Annotated in this window: 11 protein-coding genes; all 11 read right to left on the reverse strand. The window is 44.5% G+C overall.

Annotation, left to right across the window (positions count from 1 at the left end; genetic code table 11):
- Nucleotides 1-53 precede the first annotated feature (53 nt).
- On the reverse strand, nucleotides 54-1,013 hold the full coding sequence (hpfH, locus tag DXA18_RS11265) for a (2S)-3-sulfopropanediol dehydratase activating enzyme (protein WP_118383967.1): 960 nt from the start codon (nucleotides 1,011-1,013) through the stop codon (nucleotides 54-56).
- A gap of 188 nt (nucleotides 1,014-1,201) precedes the next feature.
- Nucleotides 1,202-2,119 carry a succinate--CoA ligase subunit alpha gene (gene sucD, locus DXA18_RS11270; RefSeq protein ID WP_118383968.1) on the reverse strand — a complete coding sequence of 306 codons (918 nt, stop codon included), beginning with the start codon at nucleotides 2,117-2,119 and terminating at the stop codon, nucleotides 1,202-1,204.
- 2 nt (nucleotides 2,120-2,121) lie between these two features.
- Entirely contained in the window at nucleotides 2,122-3,255 is a 1,134-nt protein-coding gene (locus tag DXA18_RS11275) for an ATP-grasp domain-containing protein (RefSeq protein ID WP_118383969.1), read from the reverse strand.
- A 110-nt stretch (nucleotides 3,256-3,365) separates the two neighbouring features.
- A complete protein-coding gene (locus DXA18_RS11280) occupies nucleotides 3,366-4,724 on the reverse strand; it encodes an aldehyde dehydrogenase family protein (protein WP_243007108.1) in 1,359 nt (452 codons plus the stop codon).
- 116 nt (nucleotides 4,725-4,840) lie between these two features.
- Nucleotides 4,841-6,271, reverse strand: a complete 1,431-nt coding sequence (locus DXA18_RS11285; RefSeq protein ID WP_118383971.1) for an SLC13 family permease — start codon at nucleotides 6,269-6,271, stop codon at nucleotides 4,841-4,843.
- A gap of 385 nt (nucleotides 6,272-6,656) precedes the next feature.
- A complete protein-coding gene (locus DXA18_RS11290) occupies nucleotides 6,657-7,223 on the reverse strand; it encodes an SGNH/GDSL hydrolase family protein (RefSeq protein WP_118383972.1) in 567 nt (188 codons plus the stop codon).
- Between the two features lie 17 nt (nucleotides 7,224-7,240).
- Nucleotides 7,241-8,035, reverse strand: coding sequence for an IclR family transcriptional regulator (locus DXA18_RS11295; RefSeq protein ID WP_118383973.1), 795 nt, complete (start codon nucleotides 8,033-8,035; stop codon nucleotides 7,241-7,243).
- A 33-nt stretch (nucleotides 8,036-8,068) separates the two neighbouring features.
- Nucleotides 8,069-9,205 carry a response regulator transcription factor gene (locus DXA18_RS11300; protein ID WP_243007109.1) on the reverse strand — a complete coding sequence of 379 codons (1,137 nt, stop codon included), beginning with the start codon at nucleotides 9,203-9,205 and terminating at the stop codon, nucleotides 8,069-8,071.
- 49 nt (nucleotides 9,206-9,254) lie between these two features.
- On the reverse strand, nucleotides 9,255-9,764 hold the full coding sequence (locus tag DXA18_RS11305) for a heme-degrading domain-containing protein (protein WP_118383974.1): 510 nt from the start codon (nucleotides 9,762-9,764) through the stop codon (nucleotides 9,255-9,257).
- 287 nt (nucleotides 9,765-10,051) lie between these two features.
- A complete protein-coding gene (locus tag DXA18_RS11310; RefSeq protein WP_118383975.1) occupies nucleotides 10,052-10,753 on the reverse strand; it encodes a response regulator in 702 nt (233 codons plus the stop codon).
- Nucleotides 10,746-12,434: a DUF4118 domain-containing protein gene (locus DXA18_RS11315; RefSeq protein ID WP_118383976.1), complete on the reverse strand. Its 1,689-nt coding sequence runs from the start codon at nucleotides 12,432-12,434 to the stop codon at nucleotides 10,746-10,748. Before DXA18_RS11315 ends, DXA18_RS11310 begins: the two co-directional genes overlap by 8 nt.
- Nucleotides 12,435-12,441 lie beyond the last annotated feature (7 nt).

A 12,441-nucleotide genomic window follows, 5' to 3' on the forward strand; every position in this document is an offset into this window, starting at 1 on the left:
TTTTGCCTCCTTAAAAATATTTGTCCTTTATTGCGTAAATATTTTAACAATATTTATTCCTTTTCCTTCGTCCCGACTACGCAGTGAATACCTCTGCTGTTAAAGTAATCGGCGATTTCATTGACATGTTCTGTAAATGACTCACGATCCAGATCGATAAAATCCATCTGATACGGCATATTCAGCGAAGCGTATTTCTCTTCCCCTAATCTCATGAAGCTCAGGAGCTGTAATACTCTGATTCTTCCCTGTAATTCATTCAATATGAAGTCTGCGCTTGCCTCTATATTTTTCTTGTCATCATTTATACCAGGTATTACCGGAATTCTCAGAATGAACTCCCGATTGTCATCGGTAATCCGCTTCAGATTCTCCAGTATTCTCTCATTGTGTACTCCCGTCCATTTTCTATGGACTTTTGTATCCATATGCTTCAGATCTGAGATGATGATATCTGTATACGGAAGTATCTTTTCTGCCTCTTCCCACTTTGAATAAAATGTAGATTCCAGGCAGGTCTGAAAGCCTTCCTCTTTGCACTGTTTAAACAAAGCTGCCACAAAATCACTCTGTACCAGCGGATCACCACCGGATACGGTCACACCGCCGCCAGATCTGTCATAATACCCTTTATCACGTCGGATCACATCCATACACTCTTCAACGGTCATGTGCTTGCCCCAGAGTTTGATCGCATCTGACGGACACTCGTCATAACATTTCATGCACTTACTGCATTTGGTCCGGTCGATACCTATCAGCTTATCTTCATCTTCGCTGAATGTGAAGATATCGCCCTCCGGACAGACATCCTGGCATGCCCCGCAGAGTTTACCGGAAATACATTTGCTTTGATATATTCCAGGCTCACTGTGAAGCCGCCAGCTTTCAGGATTGCTGCACCACTTACATCGAAGTGGGCAGCCCTTTAAAAATAGTTCTGTTCGGAGTCCCGGTCCATCATGAATTGTGTATCTCTGAATATTAAACACATTGCCTGTAAGCTGTTCCATGATGTTACCTCCCAATCACTTTTTCATCGGATTTTCATCCGCGTCTTTCATTTGTTAAAATTATATCAACAAATGTTTTTTCTTGAAATCGGGTATCAGGATTATTTTTTTCTCTCTTTTAGGGCATCCCCTACCACACGCATAGGGAACATTCCCCATTACCACTACTCTTCGATATTAGAAGGCGATTAATCGATCTGTGGTTCAAGAGATTTTAACCTGCCATTGGTACGAGTATTGTACTCTTCCATAAATTCAACGATCTTACCAAGTGTCGGACAAACGGTAACTCCTGCATCTTCCAGAGCTGCTACTTTGGATTTCACAGTTCCCATACCGCCAGATACGATAGCTCCGGCATGGCCCATCTTCTTGTTTTCCGGTGCGTACATACCAGCGATGTATGCGCATACCGGTTTCTTAAGTCCAAGCTCTTTAATCTTAGCTGCCGCAAGCTCCTCACTGCATCCGCCGATCTCACCGATCAGTACGATTGCATCTGTTTCGTCATCTTTTGCAAATTCCTCGATAACATCTGCATGGTTCATACCAATGATAGAATCTCCACCGATACCAACACAGGTAGAAAGTCCATAACCCTTGAATGTCAGGTTGGATGCAGTCTCATGTGTCAGGGTTCCGCTTCGGGAAATGATACCGATGTGGCCTTTTCCATAAATATACTCCGGCATGATTCCTAATTTGGATTTGCCTGGAGAGATAACACCGATGGTGTTAGGTCCGATAACCTTAGCTCCCAGAGTCTTCGCTTCATGTACAATCTGAAGTGCGTCCATAACCGGAACGAACTCTGTGATGATAACCAGTAATTTGATACCTTCTCGCAACGCCTGCAATGCAGCATCTCTTACGAACTGTTTCGGAACGATCAGCATAGCAGCCTCGATCTCCGGGAATTTCTCTCTTGCTTCTGCAACAGTCTCGAATACCGGCACTCCTTCTACTTCCTGTCCGCCTCTTCCAGGAGCCACTCCCGCAAGCAACTTGCTTCCTGTGTCAAGAATATGTTTACAATGAATACGTCCCTGTTTTCCAGTGATACCGATGATCAGCATGGAGGTGTCCTTATCAATCAGAATACTCATAATTATTTGCCCTCCTTTAATTTCAATAATTTCATAGCAGCCTCATCGGTTGTTCCGTATTTTGTCTGCTCAAAGCCCAGTTTCTCGTAGATAGCCCACCCCTGCTCCTGATTAAAGCCACGGCTCTTAACTACAACCGGCTTGGTGCTCTTTAACTCTGTATATGCGCGGCTGATACCTTCTGCCATATCTGCGCAATTGTTGATTCCACCGAATACATTTACAAATACATAATCTGTCTGTTCATTCTGAAGAAGGATCTTCATAGCCTGGTAAGTCTTTTCAGCTGTAACACCGCCGCCCAGATCCAGGAAGTTGTTAACTGTTCCGCCATAGTGTTTGATGGTATCCATCGTAGCCATACCGATTCCGGCTCCTCCGGCCATAGTTCCGATATCTCCTTCCGGATCCAGTTCTACATAGGTCAGATCATACTTCTGAGCTTCCAGTTCCTGCTCAGATTTCTTCTGTGATGTACGAGGAAGTAATGTATAATCTCCCTGACGATATAAGCTGTTATCATCAATAACCAGCTTACAGTCGATTGCAACCATTTCTCCATCTTCCAGAACAGCCAGTGGGTTGATCTCGATTGTTGTTGCATCCAGACCGAAGCATGCATCTGTCAGCTTCTCAGCGATCTCTACTAACTTATCCAGTCTTTCTGCCGGCAGTTCAAACTTGGCAACTGCCTCACGGAATGCTTTCTCATCGAATCCTGCTGTGCAGTCAAAGCGGAGCAATTTCTCCGGTGAATTTGCTGCCAGATCTTCAATATCCATTCCTCCAAATGGTGTATACAGCATTACCAGTGCACGGTTCTTAACATCCAGTGTCAGTCCCAGATAATACTCTTCTGCGATTGGAAGGAATCCTGTGGAAATAATACCTTCCATATGTTTTCCGTTAATTGTGATCTTCTCAATGTCTTTCTTTACTTTCAGCAGTTCTTCCGGTGTCTTAACAACCTTTACAGCTCCGTGCTGTCCACGGTGTCCTGCCTGAATCTGTCCCTTTAATACGCAAGGAAATGTAACTTCCGGTGGAATCTCATCGCCCTCCAGAATGACGCCACCATTTGTACGGATGCCGTATCTTTCCAGCTGCGCTTTTCCTTCAATCTCTAAATAGTCCATAAATAATCCTTTCTTTAGAGTCATAGCACCACAACTTAATATGGTGCTATGACAATTTCAATATACATATTAGGAGTAAATCAAAGCCGATTTCATAATTGCATCAGGAATTAATCCCATGCTTTTGCCGGATCCGGAAGATAAGATTCTTCGTATGGATATCCAACACGTGTAATATTCATTAAGTGCTCGTAGTTAAAGTTACCACTGAAACTATTATTGCCCCAGGATCCGCATCCAAGTGTTGTTGTCGGAGGGTATCCGTTTGTCGGGCTTCCACCGCCGGTTGTTCCTGCCGGCTGGTTAACGATACAACGTGATACTGAGCAGTGAATTCCACAGTACTCAACATGCTCCGGGTTATTAGAATGGATCGCAACACTGTGTCCTTTGCCTTCAAACTCAAGGTTTTTAACCATGTCAGCAACACCCTCTTCGAATGTTCCGTATGGCATAATGTTGATAACCGGGCAAAGCTTCTCACGGCAAAGATCATCTCCCTTACCTACTACTGTAGCTGTAGCTCCGAGAACCTTCGTACCTGCCGGTACTTCAATACCAATCTTTTCAGCTACACCTTCTGCATTAAGACCTACAACATCACGGTTGATCGGACCGCCGCCTGGGAAGATGCCTTCACGAAGTTTGTCAGTAGCTTCTTTACCCTCTGCATAGTAACCGCCCTGTTTGCGGAACTCTGCGATAAATTCATCAAATTTCTCTTCCGGAACGAATGCTGTCTGTTCACCAAGACAGATAAGTCCATTATCGAAACGACGTCCGGCGATGATCTTGCCACATGCTTCTGCGATATCTACATCTCTGTCAACGATAACCTGAACATTGCCCTGTCCTACACCAAGTGAAGGTTTTCCACTTGAGTAAGCAGCCTTAACCATTCCAGGACCACCTGTAGCAACAATCTCATCAACCATGCTCATCAGTTTGTTACTGTCTTCCAGCGATACTTCTTCCAGACACAGTACCAGGTCTTCTGGTAATCCGAGTTTAGCCAGTTCTTTACGGAACAGGTCTACAACTACTTTACATACATTGATTCCACGCGGATGTGGTCCAAAGATGATAGAGTTACGTGTCTTAAGAGCTGCTGCTGCATTACCCATTGGTGTAACAACCGGGTTCGTAGACGGAAGAACCGCACATACAACACCTACCGGCTTAGCGATCTCAAGCATTCTCTTCTCTTCGATTCTGCGGATAACACCTACAGACTTTTTGCCTTTTAAGCTTTCCCAGATCAGAGCAGATTTGTTACGGCATTTTGCGATCTTGTCGTTTACATCACCCATACGTGATTCCTCTGCTGCCATCTTACCGAGCATCTCCTGATTGTCATACACTGCCTTACAAACGGCACGTGCCGCTGCGTCAGCCTGCTCCTGTGTAGCAAACTCAAACTGTTTCTGCGCCTCTCTTGAACGCGCAACTAATTCTTCAACTGTGCTCATTTCATTCATCTCCTTAATTTTTTAATAGAATCCATACTTTAAACATTTTTATATCAACACTGATGCTCCTCAACACCAGCGTTGCGCTCATTATAATCCTTTTATAACCTCTTAGCTTACAGATATGAAAGCTGTCCAAATGTCGGCCAGAACTTCAGCATGATGTAACCAACGATAATTGCCAGAAGTCCTCTTGCGATCATAAACGGTACGCCATATTTCATCTGCTTACCCGCATCCAGTCCACTGCCTACTGTGATAGCACGTACGCTTACAGGAAGCAGGAACTCTGCATTGTAACCCATTACTACGATGAACCAGTATGGTACCGGATTCAGTCCAAGGTTGGTACAAAGTGTCAGGATGATCGGCACAGTAACTGCTGCTGATACAGTTGAACTTGTAAGCTCAGACAGGATCATTGCAACCACTACAAATACTACGATAATTGCCAGATCACTTGTCAGATGCATATCTGTGATCAGCTGTGCAATTGCTTCACCAGCTCCGGATCCGTTAACGACCTTACCAAGAGCGAGACCGCCACCGAACAGGAGCATCATACCCCACAGCATATTTTTCTGCGCATGTTCCCATGTAAGGATTGGGTTCTTCTTATCAGCTGATGTGATAACGAATGACAGTGCACCAAGGATTGCAAAGATGTAAGCTGGTTCCAATGATGGAAGTGCACTAGCAAACAGCGGACGTGTAAATGCACCGATCATAGCTAACAGGAACAGTGTTCCACAGATCTTCTCGTCTCTCTTCATAGGTCCGAGTTCTGCATAAGCTTTCTCGAAGTAGTCCTTTGTTCCTTCCAACTTCTCGCCTTTACGTGTGAAGAAGAAATACATCAGGATCAATGTAACAGCTGCTGTCAGGATAAAGAATGGGAGAATACGTACTACCCAGTCTACATACATGAACTCATGTCCTGACCACTCCTGGAAGAAGGAAATAGCAGCTACGTTCATAGCTCCACCAAGCGGAGAACCTACACCACCAAGTCCGGCTCCCCAACCGATACAGAGAAGAATCGGAACAGCCGGTGCAGCTTTCTTAATATCTTCATATCCTGCAGCGTGGATCATAGCAACAGCGATAGGTGTAAACAGTGCACATACAGCTACGTTAGGCAGGCAGGATGAGAAGATCATACTTGCAAGCAGCCATACGGTAATCTGTGATTTCATGGAAGGTCCTACTAACGAAAGAACCTTCAGGGCAACTCGTTTGTCAAGCCCCGTTGTTGCCCACGGAATTGTCAACAGACAAGAACCGAAGATCAGGATAATACTTCCTGATGAATACTGAGATATAACGTCTGCCTGAGCGACCATACCGAACAGTGCGTTAATACCTACAGGAAGGAATGCTGTAACTGTCAGTGCAACTGGCTGTGTTACCCACCAGAATACCATCCAGGCCAACGTTCCAATAGCCATCGCTTCTGATGCTCCAAGAGCTCCTTTTAACCCGAGAGCAGCAATTGCAAAAAGCACCGGACCTAAGATCAAATAGATTAGTCTTTTCTTTGTGTCCATAATTTAGTCTCCTTTTAGAAATAGAATCTTTTTAAATTTCGTCATTAGCCGGCTGACAAAACTTGTTTCTGAAATAAATTATAGATATATTTCGACACGATACAAGCTTTTTCCCGATACTTCGCATTGTTCAAAACAGGATTACGAATTGTGATTTTGCATTTCATATTTTGGTTATCGGTTGCAGTATATGCAACTGACTTTCGCATTTCATCATATATTTTCAAAACAGTATGTGAATGGTATACATTTCGCAATAATTTTACCATTAACTATTTGTCTATTTTGTATAAAAGCGCTAGTGTATTCGTATAAAAACAAAGGGACCGGTACGCCACACTTCCGTGTACGTATCGATCCCTTTTCTCTATATAAGCTAATCAAATTACTGCTTCTGTTTCATATCTGCCAGAATTGTACAATAAATGTATCCGGCAGCGAATTCAGATCCTGCCTCTGAAGCATGCGTGCCATCTTCATAGTACATCTCAATCTCCGGATGTTCTTTGCGATACTCCCACCAGTATTCTCCTGCCGGTGCCAGTGGAATCTGATAGACCTCTGCTGCTTTCTTATAAGTCTCCGTCATAGCTGCCTGTCTCGCCTCACCATCACACCTCGTCCACGGAAGATACAGCACCGGGCTCGCCCCCGTCTCTCTGATCCACTGCACCAGTATGGCTATCGATCTTATAAATCTTCTCTCGGATTCGAATGGATTCGACATATCCTGCAGCATCACATAGTCATAATGTCCATAACGGATATTAAACTGTACTTCCGGTTCTTCCACAAGCTGACCAAGAGACCAGCCGCCGTGGGCGATCATTGCCACCTCACAGTCATAGCCATCCTCCCGGAATCGTTCTGCCACCATCTCTGGCATATCATTAAAAAAAGTATGGCTGTTGCCCACAAATAGGAGCCGCAGCCGTTTTGTCTGTCCATTCATTTACTTTTCTCCATTCATTAATATGGATAATATCCCAGTCTGCCGGATATTCTGGACGCAGTGATCTTAATCGCTTTTTTGAGTTCTGCTTCTCTCTGTGGTTGGCTTAGCGCGTTTGCGCTGGTAGAGACACTGATCGCTGCCACCGGATTACGGTCACGGTCTAAGATCGGTGCTGCAACAGAACCCTTGCCATAAGCCAGTTCGTTGACCAGAAGGCATATGCCCTGCTGACGTTCCTTCTTAAGTTCCTGCATAATCTCATCCACACCTACTTTTGTATCCGGTGTTCTCTTTTCTCTGTTACTTCTCTTTAAGATGTCTTCCGCCTTTGCTTCCGGCATATAGGCGAGCATGATACGCCCCATAGCAGAACAATACATCGGCTGTCTGTGTCCCATCGGCACAAACAGATCCATCGTATGCTCGCAGCAACAGCTGATCAGGTGCATGATCTCCGTGTCATCCTGAACACTCATATGGCTGTGTACGCCATAACGGAATGAAAGAAGCTGTAATTCCGGAAATGAATAACGGTACACATCGCTGTCCTGCAGAGCTGCACCTGCAAGGGATATGATCTGTGTTCCAGGATAATAGCATCCCGTCTCGTCATCTCTTCGCAAAAATCCCCAGTCCAGAAGTGTATTCAAATGTCTGGACACGGTACTGATGTTCATCCCCAGCCGCGCAGCAATGTCAGATGTTCTCTGCATCGGTGTACGCTCATCAAATGTAGACAAAATTGCCAGTGTCTTGCTAACGCTCTTCGCATCAGATGCTTTTTTCCCTGTTTCGTGTGGATGCTCCATCCGGAGTGCCTCTCTTTCTCAATCTATGCCTTATTATTCCTGTGCCTGGTCTTCCATCCATTTATAAAGTTCATAACGGCTGTTGATTCCACACTTGGAATAAATATTCTGTACATGTTTCTTAACGGTATGATAACTTACCACCAGTTCGTCTGCGATTGCCTTATAAGTCAGTCCCTGACACATCAGTTCCGCTACCCTCTGCTCTGCATGAGTCAGAAGCGACTCTCCGCTTGCACTGATGCTCTTCGGTGCCGGTGACGCTGACACCGACTGCTCCTTCTTCTTCGAAATCGTAATCCAGTGATACCGATCAATAATTCCATTGGAATAGGTCTGATCATAAGTATATATCTTAAAGATATAATTCTTGATCACCCGAGTCTGCACACGGTCCTCAGCCTGTACATCCTCCTCGCCTCCAAGCAGGAATGGCAACCAGCTGCACGGCGTAGAGCTGTCAATGTGTTCCACCATTGCCTCGCCAAGAATATCTGCCAGATACTGCTGGGCGGTCTTATTGTAGCTCATCACATGTGTAAAATCATCTGTCACCAGAAATGCCTTTTCCCCTGATGCAATGATCTCACTCTGAATGTTCGCTATAATCTTCGCCTGTTCATATTTTTTAAAGTTCTTATAGGAATTGGCTACATATACATAAATTTCCTTCAATTCCTCGATCTCTTGTTCTGTAAAATCACCGTCTTCCCTGCTCTTGAAGAATGCTGCCTGAATATACGCATTGATTCCAAAAGCAAGTGTCACACTGTAGTGCTTCCGAAAATTCTCTTCCAGAAAACGGACATATGGTGAATTCTCATAATCCTTTTCTCCGATCACATCCGTTGCCTTGTACAGCCTTGGCTCCACATTGAAATAGGTCAGGTGATCTCTTACAGCCTCAATATAAATACGATAACGCACTACATCATTTTCCATAAATCTGCGGTAAGGATGACCTTCATAGTCTAGCAGTGCACCGCTTCGGTTCGTCCATGACAGGAAATTGCCATGGGTATCAAAATAAGAGATCAAAATATCATTAAAGCCAAAATTGCGGTACAGACTGTCCAAAAGAACGGTACTGAAAAACTCCCTCGCCGTAATCTGATATTCAGACATCTCTGAAAAAAAGTTCATCTGATTCGCATTCTCGTTCCCCATCATTCTCTCAAGTACCTCCAATTCCTGCCTCTGCATGCTATCTATTCTATCACTATAACATTGGAATTTCCATATCCATAGCAGGTGCTTTCTTGCCAAGGAATTTCTCCAGACATCCTACGATGAACGCATGATCCTTCTCGTGCGCCAGTGCAGACACTGTGATCACATGCGTCATACAGCCATTCACACGGATCGGGAATCCGCCGCCGCACAGCTTATACTCTTCGTAGTTCAGTCCAAAATCCTCTACCAGACTTCTTCCAAGGAAATGCGCTCTTGCTGTTGCAAGAAGTGAACTGCACTCCATATAACTTACCATGTTAAACTTACGGTCTGTCCAGTTCTGGTGATTCAGATTTGCACCCTCTGATGCATATGCAAATATGATATGTCCATTCATTTTGCGAATGCTGACAGTAAGATCGATCCCCTGATTCCTAATCTCTTCTACCATAATATTGCCAAGCTTCCATGCGTCCTCACTGGTAAATGAATCAAACTGCAGGATCTTCTCCTGTTCTGAAAGTATACGAATTGCCTCCTGATAATCTGTTGCCATATTTATGCCCTCCTGTATCTAGGTACTGTTACCTATTTTTAGTCATTTTTACTATACTTCTATTGTTATATAGGCGTCAATAAGGCGAATTGGCTAATTTTTTATAAATTACGCAAATCGTACAATAGCATTATCACACATGTTTAAATAATAACAAGTTTTACGTAAGATTTCAAATTATTTTTGTCTTATTGCAATGTTTCCATAATACCAAAAGAAAGGACAGCACTTTACTGCTGTCCGGATATGGATACTATCCATGTACTCAGGATGAATCTTATGTCAGCTCAGTCTACCCGCAGCATGCGGTAACCGATACCGATATGGGTCTGGATATACTGCGCAGATCCAGGATCTGTCTCCAGTTTTTTCCGCAGTGTCGCCATAAATACCCGGAGCGATGCGATATCCTTTTCCCAGCTGCTTCCCCATATCTGCTGCGTAATATACGTATGCGTCAGAACTTTCCCCACATTATGCGACAGAATACAGAGCAGCTTATATTCAATCGGCGTCAGGTGCAGTTCCTCCCCTTTCAGGTAAGCACAGCCTGCCGCATAATCGATCTTCAGGTCCCCATTTATAAATACCGGTGCACCTGCTTCCGTCCCTGATCGCATCAGTTTTAACCGGCGTTCGGTCACTCGCAGACGGGCAAGCAGCTCCTCAACGGAAAATGGTTTCGTCAGATAGTCATCTGCACCTGCGTCCAACGCCTCGATCTTATCAGATTCCTCACTTCTGGCACTGATCACGATAATCGGCATGTTGGACCATGTTCTGATTCTTTTAATCACCTCAATACCATCCATATCAGGAAGTCCAAGATCCAGAAGTATGATATCCGGATTATGGGATGCTGCCTCCATGACAGCTTCGTTTCCGTTTTCTGCGGTCAGATATTTATAATCATGCGTCTTTAACGTCGTGACGATCAGATTGCGCACCGGTCTGTCATCTTCCACTGTCAATATCAATGTTTTATTCATTTAATGTCACCTCACTGACTGGTAATGTAAAAGAGAAAATACAGCCATGTGGCTGATTATCTGTCAGGGTCAGTTCTCCACCATGTGCCTCTACAATGGATCTGCTAAGTGCAAGTCCAAGACCAAGGCTTCGACGGCTGTCTGCAACCGTGGTCTTACCGACATAGAACATTTCAAACACATGCGGCTTCATGGCATCCCGGATGCCCCCTCCATTATCTGACACTCGGATACAGACTTTATCCCCCTGTCTATGGGCACTGATCTGTATCTTAGAACCCTGCTGTGTATATTTAACTGCATTTTCGATCAAATTGACCAATACTTGTATGATAAGCCGCGCATCCATACGCGCCAGTAATAACTCTTCACAATCTGTGCCGATAACATGCTCTCTGCCCAGACGGCTGACGTGGCGTACCGCTTCATCCACTACCTCATCTACCAGCTGATCTGTCATGTTCAGTTTCAGCCGGTTATCATTCAGTCTTGTAACAGACAGAAGATTTTCTACCACTCCGACAAGCCATTCTGCATCATCATAAATGTCTGTGTATATCTGTTTTCGTGTGGCATCATCAATCCCTTCCTCATTATGCAGAAGCGTATCTGCATTGCCGGAAATAGCACATAACGGTGTGCGCAGGTCATGTGAGATGGATCTGAGGAGATCTGCACGTAGCTGTTCGTTCTTGGCCAACACAGCCGCTTTTTCCATCTCTTTTAAATGATGCACATTATCCATAGCAAGTGCACATTCATTTAACACAGAACGTACCGTACTATACTCAAAAGAATCCAGAGGCTTCTGCGTCATTGGTATACCAACTACGCCGTAGACACTATCTTCTTTACAGATTGGCATATAAAGGCTTCTTGCCTCTTTGCAGTAATCGGTTCCGATACCGGCACTTTTCCGGTTCTTCAGAACCCATTCTGCCGCCGCATGTTCTGACGCTTCCAGCAGTCTGATATCCTTTCCTCTTGCTCCGCCGGCATAAACCGTCCCCTCTGAAAGCCTGTCATCTTCCACAAGATAGGCAACGATACTGCAATCAAATAGTTTGGTCAGCTGTTCACACGTTGTACGGAGGATATCTTTTTCATCTCTTTTCCTCTGGAGCAGGCGGTTCGTATCAAACAATACCTGTATCCGGAATGCCTGTCTGGAAGACATCTCCGCATGTGCTTTTAACTGAGCCGCCAGCGTACCGGTAATAATTGCAGCAAGGAGCATTACCGCAAATGTCACCGGATATCCCACTGCATAAGTCTGAAAAGAAAGCCGCGGTTCTGTCAGGAAGAAGCCAAACAACAGCACACTCAGAAATGCGCTTACAACGCTATATACATACCCCTTGGTAACCACTGCAGTCAACAATACCCCCAGGATATATATCATGACAATATTCGTATCTGTAAATCCAAGCTTAAAAAAGCAGAATCCGACCGCTGTGCATATTGCAAGCATCAAAGCAGTGAACGCCAGATCTTTGCAATATCCTTTCTGGTAAAAAGCAGTTTTCATAACTCTGGCTGGCACAGAATCATCATATATCTTGTACTCTTTCTCATTATCTCTCCAGTTTTTCAGAAAAAATCCTTCAAATTGATTAGCTGAAATCCATCCAAGTACGGCCACAAATGGAACACTCAATGCCAATACAGCTCCAACTCCCATAACTTCC

Source organism: Dorea sp. AM58-8 (genome assembly GCF_003464045.1).
Lineage (GTDB): Bacteria > Bacillota > Clostridia > Lachnospirales > Lachnospiraceae > Claveliimonas > Claveliimonas ammoniilytica.